Source organism: Vibrio splendidus (assembly GCF_003345295.1).
Classification (GTDB): Bacteria; Pseudomonadota; Gammaproteobacteria; order Enterobacterales; family Vibrionaceae; genus Vibrio; species Vibrio splendidus_K.
The window spans coordinates 1,741,052-1,767,885 of sequence record NZ_CP031055.1 but is presented as its reverse complement, the minus strand read 5'-3'; the positions used below and the strand labels follow the sequence as shown (position 1 = coordinate 1,767,885).

8 protein-coding genes and 2 pseudogenes are annotated in these 26,834 nt (G+C 45.0%); 5 read left to right on the top strand and 5 right to left on the bottom strand.

What is annotated here, in order from left to right; translation table 11 throughout:
- Positions 1-5: 5 nt before the first annotated feature.
- Positions 6-455, top strand: coding sequence for a hypothetical protein (locus tag DUN60_RS07745; RefSeq protein ID WP_114633668.1), 450 nt, complete (start codon positions 6-8; stop codon positions 453-455).
- A gap of 136 nt (positions 456-591) precedes the next feature.
- Here DUN60_RS07745 and DUN60_RS07740 read toward each other — a convergent pair whose 3' ends face one another.
- From DUN60_RS07740 to DUN60_RS07715, 5 genes are all read right to left on the bottom strand, one after another.
- Complete coding sequence (locus DUN60_RS07740) at positions 592-1,830, bottom strand: leucine-rich repeat-containing protein kinase family protein (protein ID WP_114633667.1); 1,239 nt, start codon at positions 1,828-1,830, stop codon at positions 592-594.
- A 114-nt stretch (positions 1,831-1,944) separates the two neighbouring features.
- Positions 1,945-3,519, bottom strand: coding sequence for an ATP-binding cassette domain-containing protein (locus DUN60_RS07735; protein WP_114633666.1), 1,575 nt, complete (start codon positions 3,517-3,519; stop codon positions 1,945-1,947).
- A gap of 486 nt (positions 3,520-4,005) precedes the next feature.
- A complete protein-coding gene (locus tag DUN60_RS07725) occupies positions 4,006-4,584 on the bottom strand; it encodes a TetR/AcrR family transcriptional regulator (protein ID WP_114633665.1) in 579 nt (192 codons plus the stop codon).
- Positions 4,581-6,017, bottom strand: coding sequence for a coniferyl aldehyde dehydrogenase (locus DUN60_RS07720; RefSeq protein ID WP_114633664.1), 1,437 nt, complete (start codon positions 6,015-6,017; stop codon positions 4,581-4,583). Before DUN60_RS07720 ends, DUN60_RS07725 begins: the two co-directional genes overlap by 4 nt.
- 256 nt (positions 6,018-6,273) lie before the next feature.
- Positions 6,274-6,978, bottom strand: coding sequence for a class I SAM-dependent methyltransferase (locus DUN60_RS07715; protein WP_114633663.1), 705 nt, complete (start codon positions 6,976-6,978; stop codon positions 6,274-6,276).
- Positions 6,979-7,419: 441 nt separating this feature from the next.
- On the opposite strand from DUN60_RS07715, the gene speA reads away from it, so the two are divergent.
- The 4 genes and pseudogenes from speA to DUN60_RS07700 form a co-directional block, all read left to right on the top strand.
- Complete coding sequence (gene speA, locus DUN60_RS07710; RefSeq protein ID WP_208638357.1) at positions 7,420-9,309, top strand: arginine decarboxylase; 1,890 nt, start codon at positions 7,420-7,422, stop codon at positions 9,307-9,309.
- Positions 9,309-10,235, top strand: a complete 927-nt coding sequence (gene speB, locus DUN60_RS07705; RefSeq protein WP_114633661.1) for an agmatinase — start codon at positions 9,309-9,311, stop codon at positions 10,233-10,235. Before speA ends, speB begins: the two co-directional genes overlap by 1 nt.
- A gap of 623 nt (positions 10,236-10,858) precedes the next feature.
- Positions 10,859-13,240, top strand: a pseudogene (locus tag DUN60_RS25050) (retention module-containing protein); the annotation flags it as partial.
- Positions 13,214-26,782: pseudogene (locus DUN60_RS07700) on the top strand (T1SS-143 repeat domain-containing protein); the annotation flags it as partial. The pseudogenes DUN60_RS25050 and DUN60_RS07700, both read left to right, overlap by 27 nt.
- Positions 26,783-26,834 lie beyond the last annotated feature (52 nt).

Sequence of the window (26,834 nt, the reverse complement as noted above, 5' to 3'; positions counted from 1 at the left end):
TCATAATGAGTGAATTACTGAACGGAACAGTTCAGCAAATTTTGCTTCAACTTTATTGTCGTGAGCAAACTGAGCTGCCGTTGATTTCTCGAATTGATCTCGACATTGATCTTCATGACAGTGAAGGCTTTCTAGCGTGGCGTGATACAAAGCGTGACTTTACTGTCAGTGATATCGAGAGTCGAGTGTGGGTGAAGAGTTGCCCCAGCGGCTATATCACTGAAGTGCACTTTAATGCTGACGGTTCTCTAACTGAATACCGTTTGTTCGATCGATTTGAAACAACAGGGCAGTGGCAGTTAAAAGACGGTTTGTTACATGTCGAGATTCTGAAGGGTGAAAACCGATACCAGTTTGCTGTTGTGGCTCGTGCTGACCTTAATATTCACTCTGCGGTGGAATATAAAAATGGTGAGCTGCATTCGTATCTGAAATTGGTGCAGGCTGAGCGTTAATCCTTTTTAGTCGACCTTGCTTGCTCATTAGAATTAGTGATGTTCCAAGAATAAAAAAGCCAACAGTGATGTTGGCTTTGTTGTTTTCAATTCGACCGATTACTTCCAATCAACGCGCTATTAAGCTATTAAGCCATTAAGCTTTGAAGTTCGCCAATCGAGTATAAAGCTCGCTGTCTTGATCTTGCTTTGCACAAACCGTCAGTAGGTCTTCAATAAAGTACTTCAATGCACGTGCTTCAATTCGACGAATACCTTGTTGCTGCTCTTCAGTTAGGTAGCCGTAGATAGTTGCCGCTCCGAAGTCACCAAAGATCATCTGACCTTGCTCGTTAACTAAAGTGTTGTGTGCGTATAGATCACCATGACAAACTTTATTGGCATGAAGGTGTTCAAACACATCAATCATCTGCTCGGTAATGCTATTGATCTGAGCAATTGAAAGCTCAAAGCCTTCGTTGAACGTATCGCGAGTACAGCTTTCAAGAGTAGGCGGCAAACCTAGGTTGTAATAGCTGCTTGGGATAAGCTCCATCACCAATGCTAGGTAGTTCTCTTCATCAACTTGAGCGATAGACTTCACTAGATTGCTATGATGACCAGCTTGAAGGCACGCTTCGAGTTCATCGTGTGGGTAACCGTCGCTTGTTACTTCGCCTTTGAATACTTTAACCGCCACTTCTTGTGGGAAATCAAAGTCACCATTTAACCAGTTAGCATGAGAAATCACACCAGACGCACCTTGGCCCAGCACTTGATTGAGTGAGTAGCATTGCGAGCTTACGGCAGGCACGCTATCTAAGCTGCTCGGATGTTTACAAAACGGGTTACCCGCAAAGGCTAACCAAGCCAGTTTTGGTAGCTTGATAAGGAACTCTGGGAATTCAGTCAGTTGGTTTGCAGATAGGCGAACTAGCTCAAGGCTTGATAGGTTTTCCATGCTTTCTGGTAAAACGTGAATCTTGTTACCCGCTAATGCGAGTTTTTGCAGGCGTGGTCTTTCACCTAAAGAGTGAGGGAGAACCTCGATCGCATTGTCTGTCAGGATTAACCAACGTAACTGAGCTGGCAAAGATTGCTCGCTAACGCTTTTGATTTGGTTGGTTTTGAAGCCAACCATTTCAAGCTTAGGAAGGGTACCGAGAACATCAGGAAGGTGCGTAAACAGGTTATTTGACGCGAAGATAATACGCAGGTTGGTCAGTTGCGATAACTCTTCAGGTAAATCTGACAGTTGATTACCTGATAGGTCTAGAATCTCAAGAGAATCAGCGAGTTCTAAGATCTCTAATGGAAATTCGGTGAGACCTTCTGACAGTTTTAAGCGCTTAATACCTTTGAGTTGCCCTGATTTTAATTGTTCTAGAGTATGCAAACCTTAGCCTTATGAATAGATGTTCGAGGCGCGTAGTTTACTTGTCTCAATCAAGAAAGGCGAGCACCGGAACGATGCTCGCTTAACTAATCTAAGTGAACGAATCTACGAAGGTTAAAGTCGTATATGGTTTTGGCTGACGCCGACCTCCTCAACAAAATCAGCATCATGACTCACCAAGATAAATGCGCCTTGGTATTCACGTAAAGCGGACGCCAATATTTGCTTTGAGTCGATGTCTAGGTGGTTGTCCGGTTCATCAAGTAATAGAAGTGGTGTGTCTTGCTTATGGCTAACGATCAACATCGCCAGTTTCATTTTTTCACCACCACTTAAATGTGCCACTTTTCGGTATACGGAGTCTCGCCTTAACCCAATTCCAGCGAGCAAGGTTCGTGCGTCACTTTCTGTTAACCCAAAGCTGTGTGTCATCAAACTATCGAACATGGTGTCGTTGGTGTCTAACAGGCCAAAGTGTTGATCCAAGTATACGGTCGCCCCTAAGCGCTTAATGGATCCGATATAGTTCGAGTGTTGGCCGTGAATGGCTTTTAACAGTGTCGATTTTCCGCACCCATTAGCACCGGTTAGATAACACCGTTCCCCTTGTGATAAAGAAAAACTGATGGGCGCACCAGAGCCGTAAACAAGGCGGCAGTTCTCAACGGTTAACAAAGAGCTCTTTTTACTGCTATTACTTTGCTGTAGATACAAAGCTTGTGGTTTCAGCCGTTCCTTCAGTTCTTTAAGCGACTGAAGTTTATGTTGGTTTTGGTCAATGAGGTTCCTTTGGCTTGTCGCAGACGCGGCTTGGCTTTGACCTGCTTTATCTTTCATAGCATCCAATAATATCTTAGGTTGGCTACCCGATTTTCGAAGTCGGTTACCTTGAGACTCACGTTGCTGAGCTTTTTCCTTGTTAATCTGAGCTTGGCGCTCGAGTCGTTTCTTCTCCGATTGATGATGCGTTATCTGCTTGTCCAGAGCTTCACTTTGACTCGACATTTGCGTGAAGTAATCATCGTAATTCCCTTTGTAGAAGCGCATGCCCAAACTATTGAGGTGATAGATCCCTTCCATGTGTCTCAGTAAGCTTCGATCGTGACTGACGACAAGCACTTTACCTTCAAATAACTGGCACTGCTCTAGTAACCAATTGCGTCCATCGCTATCCAAATGGTTTGAAGGTTCGTCGAGAATCAGTATGTCGTGGTTTGATACGAATAACCGATGAAGCTGTAAAAGGGCGAGTTGTCCACCGCTCAATGCATGGCACGGTGTGGTCAACCCACTGGTTATTTTCAATGTGGCTAAAAGTTGCTTGGTGTTCGCTTGTAAATCCCAATCCTCCCCAACGATATTGAAGTGCTGAAGTTCGCAACTGCCTTGTTCTATGGCGTGTAATGCGTCTAACTTTTCGGTGATCCCCAAGAAGTCAGCAATGCTGGTTGTGCTATCTAATAGCTTTGAAGGTAACTGAGAGTAAAAGCCGATCGAACCTTGGCGCGAAACACTGCCTGATGTGGGTTGTGTTTTCCCGACCAGTAACGAAAGTAGTAATGACTTTCCAGCGCCATTTCTTCCGACTAAGCCTGTCAGGCGACTGCTCAAACTAAAGGTGATGTCTTTGAATAACCACTCACCAGTATCGAGTTGGAATGAGAGATTATTGACTAATATAGTAGGCATAAAAATACCTCCTTTTACGTGTAAACGAGTAAAAGGGGTGAGGCGCTTTTCTGCATAGATTCCTACGTGGGATTCTATGTCTAGATCGCCCAAGACGTTACTTAAGTAGGATGACAGCAAAAGATAGAGATTATCTTGCTGAAATGCTTTCTTTATTCAAGGTGCTGATCTTAAAGAGGTTGGTCTTAAATTGACTGCTCTTCAATAGCTTGATTTTTCAAGAAATAGATGACGAAGTAACGCCCACTAACCCCGAGTGTCCAAATGATTTTTATAAAAATAAATCGGATGTCAGGATGTTAGTACTTCATTATGGCGTTATTCTCTTTTGAAATGATGGTGAGATGTTACTGAAAGAACATGCTCTGAGTCAATATGCTAAAGTGATTAAATTATGTTCAAATAATGAAAGCGCCTGTGTGACGCTTTCATTAATGTGGTGATGCTTTAATGACTTGATAGCAGAGTATCTAGAGAGCGGAAGCTCTATTGTATTTGCCCACCGACGGCTCGCCAACACATATCAAAGCTATCATTGATGTACTTCGATGTTTGCTCTGGTGGAGATTCGTTTTGCTCAATCAACCAGTTTGCACAAATCAGAAAGTGGCTATGGATAAAGTGCCTTACAAGGTTAATGTCTAATGCCATCAATTCACCGTCCTCTTGTCCTTTCAAAATGATCTCGTCTAGCGACGCGAACATCTGCGAGACGATCACTTCTCGAGTTTGAGTTGTTGGGTCGAAATGAACATTGGTGAAGAACTTCATCGCAACCGGATTTTCTAGTGCCCATTCAATCCCAGTGATCCACATGAACTTAAAGGCTTGATAGAGATCCTGCTCAGCAATATCAGTATGTTGTTGAAGGGTAGAGAATAGCTCCAACTTCAGCTCGCGAAACAGTTCGTCAATCAATAGAGATTTATTCTCAAAGTGGTGAAACAGTGTCGCTTTTGCTACACCTGCTGTTTTCGCTATTTGTCCGGTAGATGTGCCCTCTAGCCCTTGTTGAGAGAAGAGCAGGAGCGCAGCATCTAGGATTTTTTGCCTTTTCGTAATCATCTATTTAGTACTTTGAACAGAATCTTTTTAATTGGGTTGTTGTAAGGAGGGTGCATTAACTTGGTGAAGTTAATTTTGCCTCGACTTAGAACGGTTTTGGCATGGCTAAAGGTCTTAAAGCCTTCAATGCCATGGTAGTGTCCCATGCCTGAAGGGCCAATGCCACCGAACGGCGCATCTTCTGCTGCCACATGCACTAACGAGTCGTTAATACAAACACCGCCAGAATGCGTATTCGATAAGAACTGGTCTTGGGTCTGTTTATCATGGCTCATCAGGTACAGAGCAAGTGGACGTTCTCTTGCTGTGATGTAGCTGATCGCTTCTTCAATAGAATCATAAGGCACGATAGGCAGAACGGGCCCAAACAACTCTTCTTGCATTGCGACCATGTCGTCGTTCACTTCGGTGAGAAGGTGCGGCGTCATTCTGTGGTTTACATCGTCTTGAGCTTGTTCGGTGACGGTGTGAACAACTGCGCCTTTAGATTGAGCATCTGTAATCATCCCCTTCAAACGATTATATTGACGCATATCGATCACTGAAGTTAAGTATTTGCTCTCAATACCTGCTTTATACAGCTTTTTGCAGTATTGCTTATAAGCTGTGATGAACGCATCGACTTTTTCTCGTGGCAATAAGATGTAATCGGGCGCCACACAAATCTGGCCAGCGTTTAAGCTTTTTGCAAACAGGATGCGTTCAACGGCGTCAGCCACATCAAAGTCGGGAGCAATAATCGTTGGAGACTTGCCGCCTAACTCCAAAGTTACTGGCGTTAAGTTATCGGCTGCCGCTCTCATGACGTGCTTACCCACAGAGGTCGACCCTGTGAATAGAATATGATCAAACGGGAGCTGGCTAAACTTCGCGGAAACGTCAGCTTCACCTTCTATTATCGCGACTTGATCTTCACTAAAGCCTTCGGCCAGCATGGCTTTTAAAACTCGGTTGGTCGCAGGAGTAAACTCGGACATCTTGAGCATTGCAGTGTTGCCCGCAGCTAACGCAGTGATGAGAGGGCCTAAAGAGAGCATTATAGGAAAGTTCCAAGGAACAATGATGCCGACAACGCCCACAGGCTGATAATGAACCGTGATCTTTGCTGGCGTCAGCATCAAACCGGCTTTGCGGCGTGATGGCTTCAACCACTTCTTAAGGTTCTTATCACTGTAATTAATTTGGTGAAGAGAAGGGGTGATATCAGCAATCAAGCTGTCGTGTTTTGCGCGATGACCATAATCTTCAGACACCGCATCAATCAATTGCCCTTGGTAACGCATTAGCAACGCTTTTAATTCCGAGAGGTCTTTTCTTCTCTGTTCAAGCGTTGGATTAACATTACTGCGGTAGTGATCTTTTTGTCGGTTGAATATTTGATCCATGTCGTTGGTGTTCGACGTGGTTGGTTCAAGGTCTAGATTATGGCTCATAGTATCCCCTAAATTCGGAAGCTGACCGATTGGTTGGTCAGTTAAAATTACAAGAATATCGAACCGAATACAAGATATGTGCGAGAAAAGTTTATTTTTTGTTCAGTTGCACGTTGTTTGTTCGAAGGGAAATTGAAGAAAAGTGACTTAGACGTTGGGTGATAATGGATATCGTAAGAAGATAAGAAGATAAGAAGATAAGAAGAGAACGAGTGCCTTTGACGGAATCAAAGGCACCAAGATAAGCGTTTAATGATTACGCAGGGGCTTTTTCACAACGGAGAAAGATAAAGTTAACGTTCTTTGACAGTCTCTCGTATGTCGCTTCAGAAATTTCTTTGGCTTTTTCATCGATAGTGCCTTCCGTGATTTTTGAAATCAGCAAGCCTGAATGAGTAACCGCTTGGCAAAGTTCGGTTAAAGAACGGCGGTAGAAGCTCACTTTAACGGGTGTGCCTACCGTGTTCCACTCTTCTTGAATGAATTCACGTTCGTAGTAATTGCCAGAAATCGTGCATTCGAAGTCAGCAAAAGGGTGGTGTGTTGAAAAGACGATGTAACCACCTGGCTTAAGGACTCGATGAATATCATCAAAGACGGGTTTTAGATCTTCAATGTAGTGCAAGACTAGCGGACACACGATGACATCGGCACTGTTGTCTTTTTCATTCGGAAGACCAAGAGCAGCATCTTGAGCGTAAGCGGAAACATTTTTGATTTGTTTTCCGTTCACCAAGTCGACCATATTCTGAGAGAGATCGGTACACGTCACTTTATTTGCGCCTTGGTCAATAAACCATTGCGCGTAAATGCCAGAGCCACAACCTAGGTCGACAATATCCATACCTTTTACATTATCGAGCAAGGCTATCGTTGATGGACGCTCAAGTAAGGCATTGTAAATATTATCGCGGGCAGCCGAGTCGTATTGCTTAGCGTAGGTGGTGTACATTTCAGACATGATTTAGCACTCATCAATAGGCATGGATAACAGGATACAAGCTATGTCGGTGATAGCGAGAGTTGTGGTAGAGAAGCGGTTATATTTGGCACAACCCTGACTTAACTTGACCAGAATAGCCAAGAATTTTATGTGTCTTTGGCATTTTATTCACCTGATTTTTTGTTAGAAAGTACTTTAAATCTCATGCGCTTCAGCCTGTTTTCTGGCCTAAAACCTTGTAATTCCTTACCTGTCACTTTAAGTCGGATCGTCGATAAGAAAATGTAATCGTAACCACAAATATCAATGGTTGGACTCACTCTTAATAATATCGGTTAATGCAGCCAACAAATCGTTTTTGAACGTTTTTTGTTGGGTTATACCTCGCTATTCCAATGAGGTATCTTCTGTCGATGGCCCTATAGTGTGAGGTCTCTAGAATTGGAAAATTCGGTTAATTTGGAACGCATCCGTGCTGAGTATAATGTAAAGCACTGGAGCCAAGGTTTTTATGGAATTGATGATAACGGCGAGGTGTATGTTTCACCGAGCGAAACCGGTCATCAAGTTCCGCTTAGTCAGATCGTAAAACAGTTAGAGCAGCGAAATATTGGTTTGCCTGCTCTTGTGCGTTTTCCTCAAATCGTGCATCAACGTGTGCACAATATCTGTAACGCATTTAACCAAGCGATCGACGAATATCATTACGACAACCGTTACCTGCTTGTTTATCCGATTAAGGTGAACCAGCAGAAAGAAGTGGTTGATGAGATCTTAGCGAGCCAAGCTCAATTAGAGCAGAAGCAATTGGGCCTAGAAGCGGGTAGCAAGCCTGAACTATTAGCGGTATTGGCGCTGGCTCAAAAAGCGAGCTCAGTGATCGTATGTAATGGGTATAAAGACAGAGAATACATCCGTCTTGCGCTTATTGGCGAAAAACTAGGCCACAAAGTATTCATCGTTTTAGAGAAGTTGTCAGAGCTTGATCTTGTCCTTTCTGAAGCAAAAGCGCTTGGCGTGAAACCTCGTTTAGGTTTGCGTATTCGTCTTGCTTCTCAAGGCGCTGGTAAATGGCAAGCAAGTGGTGGTGAGAAGTCGAAGTTCGGTTTGTCTGCATCACAAGTGCTGACTGTTATTGAACGCTTGAAAGCAGAAGAGCAACTTGATGTTCTAGAGTTAGTGCATTTCCATCTTGGCTCACAAATGGCCAATATTCGTGATGTACGAAATGGCGTGAGCGAAGCGGCGCGTTTCTACTGTGAACTGCGCGATATCGGTGCTCAATTGAAGTACCTCGATGTCGGTGGCGGCTTGGCGGTGGATTACGACGGCACACGCAGCCAGTCTTCAAACTCAATGAATTACGGTTTGCTTGAGTACGCTCGCAATATTGTGATGACAGTAGGGGACATTTGTAAGCTCTACAATCAGCCACAACCTGTGATTATTTCGGAATCTGGTCGCTCACTGACTGCGCACCACGCTGTGCTTGTGACCAATGTTATTGGTACCGAGAGCTACTCTCCAGAAGACATGGCGGCTCCAGAAGCTGACGCACCAATGTTGCTAAACAACATGTGGAAGAACTTCTTAGAGCTAGATGCGGGTAATGATGACCGAGCGTTGATCGAGATCTACAACGACACGCAGAGCGATATCGCAGAGGCGCACAACCAATTTGCCACAGGTATGCTGAATCTTCAGCATCGTGCTTGGGCAGAGCAGATGTCTTTGCGTATTAACTACGAACTTAGCTCTCGAATGAGCACTAAGAACCGTTACCACCGCCCTATTTTGGATGAGTTGAGCGAGCGTCTAGCAGATAAGTTCTTCGTGAACTTCTCTTTGTTCCAGTCATTGCCAGATGCTTGGGGTATCGATCAGGTATTTCCTGTATTGCCTCTAAGTGGTTTAGACAATGCGGATGAACGTCGTGCTGTTGTATTGGACATCACCTGTGATTCTGACGGTACGATTGACCAGTACGTTGATGGTCAAGGTATTGAAACAACGCTGCCAGTTCCTGCGTGGAACCTTGATGAACCCTACCTGATGGGCTTTTTCTTAGTAGGCGCATACCAAGAGATCTTGGGTGATATGCATAACCTATTTGGTGATACCCACAGTGTAGTGGTGAATGTTGATGAAAGTGGTCAAGCGAATATCGACTACATCAACGAAGGCGATACGGTTGAAGACATGATGCGTTATGTTCACATCGATACGGATCTGATTCGTCAGAACTACAAAGATTTGGTCACGGCGAAAGTAACAGCACAAGAGCAACAAAGCGTACTTGAAGAGTTAGAGCAAGGCTTGATGGGTTACACCTATCTTGAGGATTTTTAATGAACGATCTATTTACCAAACCAGATTACTCGCTGTACTCCAACGCGATGACTTTTATGCGTCGTCCATTGGTAAAGAACCCAATTGATAACGACGCTGATGTGGTTGTGTTGGGCGCGCCTTTAGATATGGCGACGTCGGGTCGTCCGGGCGCGCGCATGGGACCAGATGCGATTCGTCGTGCGTCAGTAAACTTGGCGTGGGAAGGCAAAAAGTTTCCTTGGGACTTCAATGTATTCGAACATACCTCGGTGATTGATGCGGGCGATCTTGTGTTTGATTGCGGTGATGCTGAAGACTTAACTCAACGTTTAGAAGCGGCTGCTGATGCGATTCTAAACAGTGGTAAAACATTGTTAGGTTTAGGTGGCGATCACTTCATTACATTGCCTTTGCTAAGAGCATACGGCAAGAAGTACGGTGAGATGGCGCTGATTCACTTCGATGCACATACTGACACGTACAGTCAGGGCAGTCGTTACGATCACGGTACCATGTTCTACCATGCGCCAAATGAAGGTTTAATTTCGCCTGAACATTCAGTGCAAATTGGTATTCGCACAGAGTACAAGCAGGAAGGTCACGGCTTTAACGTTATTAACGCGATGCAAGCGAATGACATGAGCGTTGACGATATCATTGCCCAAGTGAAAGGTATTGTTGGTGATAAGCCTGTTTACCTAACGTTTGATATCGATTGTCTGGATCCTGCTTTTGCTCCGGGTACGGGCACACCAGTATGCGGCGGTTTGAATTCAGATAAAGTGCTGAAAATCATCCGTGGCCTACAAGGCATCAACATGGTTGGTATGGACGTTGTAGAAGTTTCTCCAGCGTATGACCAAAGCGAGATTACAGCATTGGCTGGTGCGACGATTGCTCTCGAGCTGCTTTACGTTTGGACGGCGAACCGCCTCGCTAAATAATAGTGTGTCATTGCTAACAGCATAACGCTATATACTGATTTTAAAGCCCACTAAGGTTCAACTTAGTGGGCTTTTTTTGGGATACCTCGAAATATCCATTTGCAACTTCTACTCATTGCCCCTGCATACCCATTCAATACTCCAATAGTTGCATATGTAATTGACGCCATATACGGTGTTTGAACAGTTTCTCATCAGCTTTGTGCTGAACCTTGTCTCAAATATGGGATTTGGTTCTTCTTTGGGGTTTAGGTATATCTCGACCTTATTAATTGCCTATAAATCCTAATGATTTATCAACTTTATTACTGTATATATTTATAAAAATTTGAGGTGTAATTAATTTTTGCATTTTGTTGCATATAAATCAGCGCCCTATAAACTTTTGCTTAGTCCATGAACAAACTAAAGTGAATGCTTAGATTTGTGAACAGAAGTCACTTCGCACAGACATGACATTTCGGATAAGAAAGACTAGGCTTAAGGTTAAGTAAACTATAAAAAAAACAGGCGAAACGGAACTGACTCATCACATACATCAGTCTACGTAATTGATTATTAATGAAGAGAATAAGTTCTGAATATAATTTAAGCCTGAAACCGTTATTACTATCATTTTCACGATGTTGGGCAATACAGCATTTTGTGACCTCGGGGGATATATGGGTATTGAAGTTTCGCGCCAAGCTGCAGTTGTAGAAGCAGTGAGTGGAGAAGTCATTGCGGTTAAGTCTGACGGAAGCGCACGAAAAATTTCAGCTGGAGATATTATTCGTGAAAACGAGATTGTTATTACCTCGAATGGATCTGAAGTTGTATTAGGCGTTCAGAATGATTCGATTCCGGTTGGAGAGAATTGTGTAGGCTGTGTTGACGAAAATTCTGTGTGGGCAGAAGCGCCAATTGCCGGTGAGGTTAATTTCGATTCAGAGCAAACGGACGCCGGAACCTTTACCGACGATGATCTTGCTGCTATCCAAGACGCAATTTTAGGTGGTGCCGATCCAACTCAAATCTTAGAGGCAACGGCTGCTGGTGGCGGTCTGGGTTCTGCAAATGCGGGCTTCGTAACCATCGATTACAACTATACGCAAACTCAACCGACAACTTTCTTTGAAACCTCCGGGCTAGACGACGAAGTGATAGAAGAACCTCGAGAAGAGTTCCGATCGATAACCCGTTCTTCTGGCGGTCAATCAATCAGTGAAGTGCTCACTGAAGGTTCCATTTCTGACAATACCTACCCTCAAACTATTACATCTACAGAGACGATAATTGCTGGCAGCTTAGCGCTCGCACCTGACTCTTTTGTTCCAGAAGCTTCATCCCTTGCTTCACTGCTTAGTGAGCTAAATAGCGACATTACCTCAAGCGGTCAACCTGTCACGTTTACTTATGATTTGGCATCAAATTCTATCGTTGGTGTTCAAGGTACTGACGAAGTATTACGCATCGACATTGATGCCGTCAGTGTTGGCAATAACATTGAGCTTTCGCTAACCACAACGATTTTTCAGCCGATTGACCATGTTCCGTCTGTCGGTGGCGGCCAAGTTTCCTATACTGGCGATCAAATAGATATTACCTTTGATATTCAAGGTGAAGACACTGCTGGGAATCCGCTAGCAACACCCGTTAACGCACAAGTTTCAGTGTTTGACGGGGTAGATCCGTCGACTGAAAGTGTAAATATCACTAACGTTGAAACTAGCAGCGCGGCAATCGAAGGAACGTTCTCCAATATTGGTAGTGATAATCTTCAATCAGTCGTATTTGATGCAAGTGCACTGGACCAGTTTGATGGGTTGCTCAGTGATAATCAAAACACGCTTGCCAGACTTTCTGATGATGGAACAACGATTACTCTGTCCATCCAAGGCCGAGGTGAAGTTGTTCTCACTATCTCTCTCGATACCGATGGCACCTATAAATTTGAGCAGTTTAATCCGATAGAGCAGATCGGTACTGACTCACTCTCTTTTTCGCTGCCGATCACGATGACGGACTTTGACCAAGATGTTGTAACTAATACCATTAACATTGAGATTACTGATGGCGATAGCCCGGTTGTGACCAATGTTGACAGTATTGATGTTGATGAAGCTGGTATTGTTGGTGGTTCTCAAGAGGGAACCGCGTCCGTTGCGGGTAGCGGAAGTATCACTGCCGATATTTTTGAAAGCGACATCATCGATCATTACGAGCTTGAACCTACGGAGTTTAATACTGGCGGTTCTTTAACGTCTAATGGCGAAGCCGTATTGCTTGAGCTTATTGATGAAACTAACGGTGTAAGAACTTACGAAGGCTATGTTGAAGTCAATGGTTCTCGGATTACGGTCTTTGACGTTAAAGTTGATAGTCCGTCATTGGGGAACTATGAATTCACTCTGTACGAAGAGCTTTCTCACCAAGGCGCTGAAGACGCGTTGTTGACCTTTGCTCTGCCTATTTATGCCGTTGATGCGGATGGAGACCGTTCTGCACTATCTGGCGGTTCGAGTACACCAGAAGCCGCTGAGATTCTCGTCAATGTCACAGATGATGTACCTGTGATGACAGCTCCTACTGGTGAAACCGTTGTCGATGAAGACGATCTTACTGGCATTGGTTCAGATCAATCTGAAGATGCCATTATTAATGGATTGTTCACGATTGATGAAGGTGCCGATGGCGTTGTTAAGTATGAATTGGTTGATGAAAATTTAGCGATTGCAGGCTTAACCTCCGATGGAGAAAGCTTAGAGTGGCAGCATGTTTCACAGAGTGGCACGACCTTCACTTATGTTGCACAGACGGTAATCAGTAATCAGCCTGTGTTTGAAATCATTTTTGATACCTCAAATAATAGTTATCAATTCGAATTGTTTAAACCACTTAAGCACCCTGATAGTGCGGGTGAAAACGCGATTGACCTTAACTTCTCTGTTGTGGCTGAAGATTCCGACCAAGATAAATCGAATGCGGTCGATCTGAAGATCACGGTGACGGATGATGTGCCAACCATCACTGATACGACTGTTGCTAGTACGTTTGTCGTTGATGAAGATGATTTAGGCTCTGTTGTCGCTCAGGCGACAGGCTCGTTTGTTACCACAGAAGGTGCAGACCAAGCTGAGGTTTACGAACTACGCAATATCTCAACGCTAGAAGCGACGCTATCGTCGGGCAATGAAGGTATTAAGATCACTGAGATCACAGGTGTTGCTAACACGACCACCTACCAAGGCGCAACTGACCCGAGCGGAACGCCAATCTTCACATTAGTGCTGACTGATGATGGTGCTTACACCTTTACCTTGCTTGGGCCTCTCAATCACGTTACGACACCGAGCAACCTCGATACACTAACAATACCGTTTGATGTGGTTGCCGTTGATGGTGATGGCGATGATTCTAACCAATATGTATTGCCAATCGAAGTGCTCGATGGTACGCCAGTAATGACGGTGCCGACTGGTGAAATGGTTGTCGATGAAGACGATCTTAGTGGCATTGGTTCAGATCAATCTGAAGATACCATTATTAATGGGTTATTCACGGTTGATGAAGGCGCCGATGGTGTTGTGAAGTATGAACTGGTTGATGAAGATTTGGTTCTGACTGGCTTAACCTCTGATGGAGAAAGTTTAGAGTGGCAAGCTGTTTCACAAAGCGGCACAACATTTACTTACGTTGCTCAAACAGCAACGAGTAATGAAGCGGTGTTCGAGATTATTTTCGATACCTCGGATAACAGCTATCAATTCGAATTGTTTAAACCACTTAAGCACCCTGATGGCGCGGGTGAAAACGCGATTGACCTTAACTTCTCTGTCGTGGCCGAAGATTTCGACCAAGACAAATCGAATACGATCGCTCTCAAGATCACAGTAACGGATGATGTGCCAAGCATCACTGATACGACGGCTGCGAGTACATTTGTCGTTGATGAAGACGATTTAGACTCTGTTGTCGCTCAGGCGACAGGCTCATTTGTGACCACAGAAGGGGCAGACCAAGTAGAGGTTTACGAACTGCGTAATATCTCAGCTCTTGAAGCGACGTTATCGTCGGGCGGTGAAGGTATTAAGATCACTGAGATAACTGGAGCTGCTAACACGACGACCTACCAAGGGGCAACTGATCCAAGTGGAACGCCAATTTTTACACTAGTACTGACTGATGACGGTGCTTATACGTTCACTTTGCTTGGCCCTCTCGAGCACGCTACGACACCAAGTAACCTCGACACCTTAACCATACCGTTTGATGTGGTTGCCGTTGATGGTGATGGCGATGATTCTAACCAATATGTATTGCCAATCGAGGTGCTCGATGATGCGCCAACTATCACTGATACGACTGTTGGGAGTACATTTGTTGTTGATGAAGATGATCTTGGGTCTGTGGTGTCTCAAGCAACAGGTGCATTTGTTACGACAGAAGGTGCTGACCTAGTAGATGTTTACGAACTGCGTAATATCTCAGCGCTTGAAGCGACATTGACCTCTGGAACTGAAGCGATTTCTATTACAGAAATCACAGGGGCGACTAACACAACGACCTATCAAGGTACGACGACAAGCGGGACTCCTATCTTCACGCTCGCGCTAGCGAATGATGGCTCTTATACGTTTACGTTGTTAGGTCCGCTAAATCATCCAACAAGTCCGAATTCCAATACTTTAACGATTCCATTCGATGTCGTTGCGGTTGATGGTGACGGTGATGATTCTAATCAGTATGTGTTACCAATCGAAGTACTCGATGATGTGCCAGTAATGACGGCGCCGACTGGTGAAACCGTTGTCGATGAAGACGACCTTACTGGCGTTGGTTCAGATCAATCTGAAGATGCCATTATTAATGGATTATTCACGATTGATGAAGGTGCCGATGGTGTTGTTAAGTATGAACTGGTTGATGAAAATTTAGCGATTGCAGGATTAACCTCCGACGGAGAAAGCTTAGAGTGGCTGCCTGTTTCACAGAGTGGCACGACCTTCACTTATGTTGCACAGACGGTAACCAGTAATCAGCCTGTGTTTGAAATTATTTTTGATACCTCAAATAACAGCTATCAATTCGAATTGTTTAAACCACTTAAGCACCCTGATGGCGCGGGTGAAAACGCGATTGACCTTAACTTCTCTGTTGTGGCAGAAGATTTCGACCAAGATAAATCGAATACGATCGACCTGAAGATCACAGTAACGGATGATGTGCCAACCATCACTGATACGATTGTTGGGAGTACGTTTGTCGTTGATGAAGACGATTTAGACTCTGTTGTCGCTCAGGCGATAGGCTCGTTTGTTACCACAGAAGGTGCAGACCAAGTAGAGGTTTACGAACTGCGTAATATCTCAACGCTGGAAGCGACGCTATCGTCGGGCAGTGAAGGTATTAAGATCACCGAAATTACTGGTGCTGCTAACACGACTGCCTACCAAGGGGTAACCGACCCAAGTGGAACGCCAATTTTCACATTAGTGTTGACTGATGACGGTGCTTATACGTTCACTTTGCTTGGCCCTCTCAATCACGCTACGACGCCAAGTAACCTTGATACATTAACCATACCGTTTGATGTGGTTGCCGTTGATGGTGATGGTGATGATTCTAACCAATTTGTATTGCCAATCGAGGTGCTCGATGATGCGCCAACTATCACTGATACGACTGTTGGGAGTACATTTGTTGTTGATGAAGATGATCTTGGATCTGTGGTGTCTCAAGCAACAGGTGCATTTGTTACGACAGAAGGTGCTGACCTAGTAGAAGTTTACGAACTGCGTAATATCTCAGCGCTTGAAGCGACATTGACCTCTGGAACTGAAGCGATTTCTATTACAGAAATCACAGGGGCGACTAACACAACGACCTATCAAGGTACGACGACAAGCGGGACTCCTATCTTCACGCTCGCGCTAGCGAATGATGGCTCTTATACGTTTACGTTGTTAGGTCCGCTAAATCATCCAACAAGTCCGAATTCCAATACTTTAACGATTCCATTCGATGTCGTTGCGGTTGATGGTGACGGTGATGATTCTAACCAATTTGTATTGCCAATCGAGGTGCTCGATGATGTGCCAGTAATGACGGCGCCGATTGGTGAAACCGTTGTCGATGAAGACGATCTTACTGGCGTTGGTTCAGATCAATCTGAAGATGCCATTATTAATGGATTATTCACGATTGATGAAGGTGCCGATGGTGTTGTTAAGTATGAACTGGTTGATGAAAATTTAGCGATTGCAGGATTAACCTCCGACGGAGAAAGCTTAGAGTGGCTGCCTGTTTCACAGAGTGGCACGACCTTCACTTATGTTGCACAGACGGTAACCAGTAATCAGCCTGTGTTTGAAATTATTTTTGATACCTCAAATAACAGCTATCAATTCGAATTGTTTAAACCACTTAAGCACCCTGATGGCGCGGGTGAAAACGCGATTGACCTTAACTTCTCTGTTGTGGCAGAAGATTTCGACCAAGATGAATCGAATGCGATCGACCTGAAGATCACAGTGACGGATGATGTGCCAACCATCACTGATACGATTGTTGGGAGTACGTTTGTCGTTGATGAAGACGATTTAGACTCTGTCGTCTCTCAGGCGACAGGCTCGTTTGTTACCACAGAAGGTGCAGACCAAGCTGAGGCTTACGAACTGCGCAATATCTCAACGTTGGAAGCGACGCTATCGTCGGGCAGTGAAGGTATTAAGATCACCGAAATTACTGGTGCTGCTAACACGACTGCCTACCAAGGGGTAACCGACCCAAGCGGAACGCCAATTTTCACATTGGTGTTGACTGATGACGGTGCTTATACGTTCACTTTGCTTGGCCCTCTCGATCACGCTACGACACCAAGTAACCTCGACACCTTAACCATACCGTTTGATGTGGTTGCCGTTGATGGTGATGGCGATGATTCTAACCAATACGTATTGCCAATCGAAGTACTCGATGGTGCGCCAGTAATGACGGCGCCGACTGGTGAAACTGTTGTCGATGAAGACGACCTTACTGGCGTTGGTTCAGATCAATCTGAAGATGCCATTATTAATGGATTGTTCACGATTGATGAAGGTGCCGATGGTGTTGTTAAGTATGAATTGGTTGATGAAAATTTAGCGATTGCAGGATTAACCTCCGATGGAGAGAGTTTAGAGTGGCTGCCTGTTTCACAAAACGGCACAACATTTACTTACGTTGCTCAAACTGCAACGAGTAATGAAGCAGTATTCGAGATTATTTTCGATACCTCGGATAACAGCTATCAATTCGAATTGTTTAAACCACTTAAGCACCCTGATGGCGCGGGTGAAAACGCGATTGACCTTAACTTCTCTGTCGTGGCCGAAGATTCCGACCAAGACAAATCGAATACGATCGCTCTCAAGATCACAGTAACGGATGATGTGCCAAGCATCACTGATACGACGGTTGCGAGTACATTTGTCGTTGATGAAGACGATTTAGGCTCTGTTGTCGCTCAGGCGACAGGCTCATTTGTGACCACAGAAGGGGCAGACCAAGTAGAGGTTTACGAACTGCGTAATATCTCAGCTCTTGAAGCGACGTTATCGTCGGGCGGTGAAGGTATTAAGATCACTGAGATAACTGGAGCTGCTAACACGACGACCTACCAAGGGGCAACTGATCCAAGTGGAACGCCAATTTTTACACTAGTACTGACTGATGACGGTGCTTATACGTTCACTTTGCTTGGCCCTCTCGATCACGCTACGACACCAAGTAACCTCGATACCTTAACCATACCGTTTGATGTGGTTGCCGTTGATGGTGATGGCGATGATTCTAACCAATATGTATTGCCAATCGAGGTGCTCGATGATGCGCCAACTATCACTGATACGACTGTTGGGAGTACATTTGTTGTTGATGAAGATGATCTCGGGTCTGTGGTGTCTCAAGCAACAGGTGCATTTGTTACGACAGAAGGTGCTGACCTAGTAGATGTTTACGAACTGCGTAATATCTCAGCGCTTGAAGCGACATTGACCTCTGGAACTGAAGCGATTTCTATTACAGAAATCACAGGGGCGGCTAACACAACGACCTACCAAGGTACGACGACAAGCGGGACTCCTATCTTCACGCTCGCGTTAGCGAATGATGGCTCTTATACGTTTACGTTGTTAGGTCCGCTGAATCATCCAACAAGTCCGAATTCCAATACCTTAACGATTCCATTCGATGTCGTTGCGGTTGATGGCGACGGAGATGATTCTAATCAGTATGTATTGCCAATCGAGGTGCTCGATGATGTGCCTGTGATGACGGCGCCGACCGGTGAAACCGTTGTCGATGAAGACGATCTTACTGGCATTGGTTCAGATCAATCTGAAGACACCATTATCAATGGACTGTTCACCGTCGATGAAGGTGCAGATGGCGTTGTGAAGTATGAACTGGTTGATGAAAATTTAGTGATTGCAGGCTTAACCTCTGATGGAGAGAGTTTAGAGTGGCTGCCTGTTTCTGTATCTGGCAGTACGTTTACTTATGTTGCTCAGACTGATACAGGTCAAGTGCCTGTTTTCGAGATTATTTTTGATACGTCAAACAACAGTTATCAGTTTGAACTGTTTAAACCTCTCAAACACCCTGATGGTGCCGATGAAAACAACATCGAACTTGATTTTTCAATCATTGCTGAAGATTTTGATCAAGACCAATCGAATGCGATTGATCTAAAAATTACGGTCACTGATGATATTCCATTGGTAACCACACAATCGATTACTCGTGTCGAAGGCCAGGGTTACCGCGGTTCTAAAGTCGATATGTTTGCTAATGCGACGGATGAGGGGGCTGATGGCGCGGTACTGAGTCGAATTGAGGGCATCTCAAATAATGGTGCAGATATTGTTTTCCAACGAGGTAACAATACTGGCTTTAGCGATGGCTTGAATGTTCAAAGTGGACGTCGAACTATCCGTGTTTATGAGCAGACTGATGATGGCAATGGTGGTACTCAGGAAAGGCAGCTGGGTACTTTGCGTATCAACTCAAATGGCGAAATAGAATTTAGAGCTACCAATTATCTCGATCATGATGGAGATACCATCGATTTCTCGATAAATGTTATTGCGACAGACGGTGATTTGGATACGTCATCTACGCCTTTGAACATCACGATTACGGATGAAGAGTCTTCAGCAATCTCGCTCAAGGTGACCACGTTTGAGGATGCGGGTAGAGACTCTACAATCCCTTACGCAACGGGCGATGTCCCAAACTTAGAGAATACCCAAGATAATCAAAGTGGATTGCCTGATGCCCCTGCACAAGTTGCGTTGCAGGTTAACCTGAAGGACCAAGATAACAACGAGTCCATCGGACAACTGACGATCCAAAGTGGCAATCACAGAGGGACGTTCTATTACTTTGATGGCTTGGAATATCACAAACTAGTGGCAGAACCAAACGGTGATATCTTGTTTGGTCCACCTCAAATGCAGCAGAGCTTTGCTCCAAGTACGAACCAACCATCAGACGCCATCGCGACTATCAATAACCTGTACTTTGTCCCAGACCAGAATTTCGGCTCTGGTGAAAATGGGGTTCGAATCAATTATGAGCTCGAAATTGATAATAATGGTTCGCTAGACCATACCGTAAACTCAAACTTTAGAATTGAAATTGAAGCGGTTGCCGACATTGCGACTTGGGATGACACCAGTAGCACGTATCAGTATCAAGTGAACGAAGATGAAGACAACGTTACCCTGCAATTAAACGCAGAATCACAAGATAACAGCCGCACTGAAACCATTACCTATGAACTCGAAGTTGTTCAGGGAGATGGTAAGTTTGAGTTGCTTGACCAAAATGGCACAGTGCTTACACCAGTTAATGGTGTTTATATCATCACATCTTCTGATATCAATAGCACCGTGGTTAACCCTATTGATAACTTCTCTGGGCAAATTGAATTTAAAGCGACAGCTATTACTGAAGAGACACGTAACCCATACGATGATGCAGCCAACGGTGGAGCAAACGATAAGACGACGGCTCGTTCTGTAGAGCAAAATATCATTATTGATGTCACTGCTGACGCCGACCCGGGTAAATTCAGTGTGAGTCGTATCCAGATCAACGAAGACAACATCGATAACCCTGATTACATTGGTCCTTTGGACAATAAAGATGCTTTCACGTTAGACGAAGTCATCACCATGACAGGTTCGGTCGATTCTGACAGTTCTGAAGAACTGTTTGTGCGCATCAGTAATGTTACGGAAGGAGCAGTGCTTTACTTCTTAGGCACCACGACAGTCGTTCCGACCATCACGATCAATGGTGTGGATTATCAAGAAATCGCGTATTCCGATTTGGCTAACGTGGAAGTTGTTCCAACCAAACACAGCAATGTGGATTTCACCTTCGATGTCACGGGTGTGGTTAAAGATACCGCGAATCTTTCTACTGGTGCGCAAGTCGATGAAGAAATTCTAGGTACTAAAACGGTTAACGTAGAAGTTAAAGGTGTTGCTGATACTCCTTATGGTGGTACCAATGGTACCGATTGGACCGCAATTACAGATGGCACTACATCTGGTGTTCAAACCACGATTCAAGAGAGCCAAAATGGTGATACCTTTGCTGAGCTTGATTTCACTGTGTTGTCGGGAGAGAGAAGACCAGATACAGGTACGACACCATTACCTGACGACGGTTCCGAGTCCATAACTGTTATCCTCTCGGGTATTCCTGACGGCGTTGTTCTGGAAGATGGGGACGGTACAATTATTGACCTTAACTTCGTCGGCTACGAACCTGGTCCGGGTGGCAGCCCTGACTTATCCAAACCTATCTACGAAGCGAACATTACTGAGGCAGGTAAAACCTCAGGCATTCGCATCAGACCTGTCGACTCTTCAACTGAGAATATTCACATTCAAGGTAAAGTGATTGTGACTGAGAATGATGGTCACACGCTTACGTTTGATCAGGAAATTCGAGTGCTAGTCGAACCTAGAATCGATACCTCTGCGACGTACAACACGGTTACTAATGGTGATGAAGATACCGCGATCAACATTGACTGGCACCCAGAGGGTACTGACTATATTGATGATGATGAGCATTTCACTTCTATTGTCATCAGTGACATTCCGACAGATGTTGAAAGTGTTGTGGTTAATGGCGATGTAACTTGGGTTTACGATGCCGCAGCAGGCACTTTAACCATTACTCCGAAGAGCGGTCAAACTGCTGAAGAGTTTACTCAGATCGCGCTGAATAATAACTTTATTCAAATAACGCCAGCTCAAGATTCCAGTGCTGATTTTACACTCGATACTGTGGTAATGATTGAAGAGCGAGATCATGAATATGTCGATGCTTCAAACCCTGGGCAAGGCATTGTAACGGCGACGATCACCGGTACGATTAATGTTGTCGTGCGGCCTGTCGTTGAGCCTGGAGATGCCGACAACAAGATTGTTGTTTCAAACGAAGATGGCTCTGGAGATCTGACTACGATTACGGCTGACGCTAATGGCGTAATTAAATTTACAACCAACAGTGATAACCAAACGACGGATACTAATGGAGATGAAATCTGGGACGGTGAATACGTCGTCCGATACCAAGAAACGGATTTAAGCACAGTAGAAGAGCAAGTTGACGAAGTGATTGTTCAGCTGACTAACACTGACGGAAGCGCTTTGTCGGATGATATTTTAGGGCAACTTTTAGTAACGGGTGCCTCTTACGAAGGTGGTGGCAGATGGGTTGTGACCAATGAAGATGCCTTTAGCGTCAGTGCTCCCAATGGATTAGATTTCACCCCTGCCAATGATGCGGATGATGTCGTTACTGATTTCAATGATGTCAAGATGACAATTTTCACTTTAGTATCAGATCCTGGTGACGCTAACAATGAAACGTCCGCCCAAGTGCAACGCACCGGAGAGGTAACGCTTTCTTATCCTGAGGTGCTGACGGCACCTGACAAAGTTGCTGCAGATATTGCGATTGTGCCAGACAGTGTTATCGACGCCGTTGAGGATACTCAGCTTGATCTCGGCGCGGCACTCAACGGCATTTTGAGCTTGACGGGTCGCGATGATTCTACTGACCAAGTGACGGTGATCATTGATGGTACTCTGGTCATTGATGCTACAACATCATTCCCAATTAGCCTGTCGGGAACAAGTGATGTTGACTTTGTGAACGGAAAATATGTTTACGAGACGACTGTCGAACAGGGCGTAACCGTCGATTCATCGGGTTTGTTATTGAATCTGCCACCAAACTACTCTGGTGACTTTAGGTTGCCATTGACCATAGTGACCAAAGATTTACAATCTGGCGATGAGAAGACTTTAGTGACTGAAGTTATCATCAAAGTCGCACCAGATGCTGAGACGGATCCAACGATTGAGGTGAATGTCGTGGGTTCTCTTGATGATGCCTTTAATCCTGTTGATACCGACGGTCAAGCTGGGCAAGATCCGGTGGGTTACGAAGACACCTATATTCAGCTCGACTTCAATTCGACCATTTCGGATCAGGTTTCCGGCGTCGAAGGCGGCCAAGAAGCGTTTACGTCCATTACTTTAACGTTGGACGACCCTTCTATAGGTGCATTCTATGACAACACGGGTACTTCACTAGGCACATCTGTTACGTTTAATCAGGCTGAAATAGCAGCGGGTGCACTCGATAACGTGCTCTTTAGGGCAATCGAAAATTACCCAACGGGTAATGATATTAACCAAGTGCAGGTTAATGTCAGCGGTACAGTCACAGATACCGCAACCTATAATGATCCTGCTTCTCCTGCGGGTACGGCAACAGACTCCGATACTTTCTCTACAAGTGTCAGCTTTGAAGTCGTTCCTGTGGTCGATGACGTGTCTGTCACTGGACCGGGTAGCGATCCGGATGTTATCGAGATTACTGGCAACGAAGACCAGCTCATCTCTCTGTCGGGTACAGGGCCTGTATCGATTGCACTGACTGACCTTGATGGTTCAGAACAGTTTGTGTCGATTAAGTTTACAGATGTCCCTGATGGCTTCCAAATGCGTGCAGATGCAGGCTCGACATATACCGTGAAAAATAATGGTAATGGAGAGTGGAGTGTTCAACTGCCTCAAGCTTCGGGGTTGTCATTCGATTTAAGTGAGATTTCGATCTTGCCGCCTAAAAACTTCAGTGGTACCGCTGAGTTTGGTGTGGAAGTCTTCACTCAAGAATCGTTGCTGGGTGTGCCTACTGCGGCGGCAAACTTGCCAAGCTTCAAACTGCATGTGGTACCTGTTGGTGATGATGTTGATACCAACCCAACCGATTCTGTGACAGGCAATGAAGGCCAAAACATTGATATCGAAATCAATGCGACTATTTTGGACAAAGAATTGTCTGCAACAGGAAGCGGGACGTATACCGAGAATGCGCCCGAAACGCTTCGAGTTGAAGTGGCGGGTGTTCCTCAAGATGCTTCTATTTTCTATCCAGATGGCACGACATTGGCTAGCTACGATCCGGCGACGCAGCTTTGGACACTTGATGTTCCTGCACAGTCGCTCGATAAGATCGTATTCAATTCTGGAGAACATAATAGTGATACAGGCAGTGTACTGGGTATCAATGGTCCACTGCAGATTACGGTACGTTCAGTAGATACTGACGCTGACAACACCGAATATTTAGGTACGCCAACCAGCTTCGATGTCGATCTGGTGATTGATCCTATTAACGATCAACCGATCTTTGTGAATGTGACCAACATTGAAACATCGGAAGACATCAGTGTTGCCATCGACAACTTTAGTATCTACGACGTCGACGCAAACTTTGATAATCCAGATGCTCCGTATGAACTGACGTTTAAAGTCGACCAAACACTGCCGGGTGCACAGGGTGTGTTTGAGTTTACCAGCTCTCCTGACGTGACGTTTGTATTGCAGCCTGATGGTTCGCTTGTGATTACCGGTAAAGAGGCCGACATCAATACCGCGTTGACCAATGGGGCTGTGACATTCAAACCCGATCCAGATCAGAATTACCTCAACCAGACTGGTTTAGTCACAATCAATGCAACACTTGACGATGGTGGCAACAACGGTCTGATTGACGTGGGTGATCCGAATACCGCTCAAACCAATCAAACTACGTTCACCATTAAGGTGACGGAAGTGAACGACGCTCCTGTGGCGACTGATGTAGATTTAGGCTCGATTGCGGAAGACGGTCAAATCGTGATTGTTGAAAGTGACTTGATTGCAGCCAGTTCTGATCTAGAAAACCATAATCTCACAGTAACCGGTGTGACTCTTACTCAAGGGCAAGGTCAGCTTACACGCTATGAAAATGCTGGCGGTGCTGATGACGCAGCGATTACGGGGCCATTCTGGATATTCATTGCAGCCAATGATTTCAATGGCGATGTGAAGTTCAATTACGACATCATTGATGACGGTACCACCAACGGTGTGGATGATTTCTTAACTGATAATGCTGAAATTAGCCTTTTAGTTACTGAAGTCAATGACCAGCCAGTGGCATCGGATATTGATTTGGGCACCATGCTTGAAGAAGGTCAGTTGATCATCAAAGAGGAAGACCTGATTTCAGCAACCACTGATCCGGAAAACGACACGATTACTGTGAACAGCTTGGTGCTCGATCAAGGTCAGGGCCAATTACAGCGCTTTGAGAACGTGGGCGGTGCTGATGACGCTACGATTGCTGGCCCGTACTGGGTATTTACCGCAGCCAACGAATACAGCGGTGATGTTAAGTTCACTTATACCGTTGAGGACGATGGCACAACCAATGGCGCTGATGATTTCTTAACAGATACTGGTGAAATTAGCGTTGTGGTAACGGAAGTGAATGATCAACCAGTGGCAACGGATATCGACTTAGGAAACATCCTTGAAGAAGGTCAGTTGATCATCAAAGAGGAAGACTTAATTGCTGCAACGAGTGATCCGGAAAACGACACGATTACCGTGACCAATCTGGTGCTCGACGAAGGCCAAGGCCAGTTACAGCGCTTTGAGAACGTCGGCGGCGCTGATGACGCTATGATTACTGGCCCGTACTGGATATTTACGGTTGCTGATGAATACAACGGTAACGTTAAGTTCACCTATACCGTCGAGGATGATGGTACAACCAACGGCGCTAATGACTTCCTAACGGATACTGCAGAGATCACCGCGATTGTCGACGGAGTGAACGATACGCCTGTTGTTAATGGTGACAGTGTCACTACGATTGTTGACGAGGATGCTGGTCAGCTATTGAGTGGTATCAATGTTAGTGACCCAGATTATGTGGATGCATTTTCTAACGACTTAATGACCGTCACGCTGACAGTGGATTACGGTACATTGAACGTATCACTTCCGGCAGTGACGACGGTGATGGTCAACGGCAACAACACTGGTTCGGTTATCTTAGTCGGTACTCTGAGTGACCTAAATGCACTGATTGATACGCCAACCAGTCCAAATGGTGTCTACCTTGATGCGAGCTTGTCTCCAACCAATAGCATTGGATTGGAAGTCATCGCCAAAGACAGCGGTAACCCTTCTGGTATCGCGATTGAAACTGCCCCAGTGGTTTATAATATCGCAGTGACACCAGTCGCTAATGCGCCAACCTTGTCTATTGATCCGGCATTTAACTATGTGAGAAACATTACGACCAGCTCATCTGTGGTCGCTAATAGTGGAGTCGCTTTAGTTGGAATTGTCGCTGCATTGACGGACATTACTGAAGAGTTAACGTTGAAGATCAGTGATGTTCCGGATGGTGTTGATGTAACCAGTGATGTGGGTACGGTTTCGCTGGTGGGTAATACTTGGATAGCGACGGCTGATGCGATCGATAGTCTCAGACTCGTCGAGCAGTCATCATTAGGCAAGCCGTTAACCCCGGGTAATTACACCTTGAAAGTTGAGGCGGTATCTGAAGAGGCGGACAACAACGATATTGCGATATCTCAAAACATCGATCTGAATCTCAATATTGTTGCCAATCCAATAGATCTCGATATGTCTTCTGAAACAGACGATGTGCAACTTTTAGCGAGTAACTTTGATACCAACCTCACTGGCGGTACTGGAAATGACCGACTTGTAGGTGGGTCGGGGGATGACACCCTTATTGGTGGTGATGGTAACGATACACTCATTGGTGGAGGTGGTTCCGATATCCTAACCGGTGGTAATGGAATGGATTCGTTTGTATGGCTCAATATTGAAGATGGCGTTGAAGACACCATTACCGATTTCAGCCTGTCTGAAGGAGACCAAATCGACCTACGAGAAGTATTACCTGAGTTGAAGAATACATCTCCAGACATGTCTGCATTACTACAACAGATAGACGCGAAAGTGGAAGGGGATGATATTGAACTAACGATCAACCCTGATGGTTTGGGCACCACAGAGCAAGTGATTGTGGTTGAAGACCTTGCTCCTCAGCTAACCTTAAGTGGCACCATGCCTTCGGATATTTTGGATGCGTTAGTGCAACAAAATGTCATCACTCACGGTTAACGCGCCCTAGGTATTAGAATCTAACGATTAAACTAAAGGCGAACCACAAAAC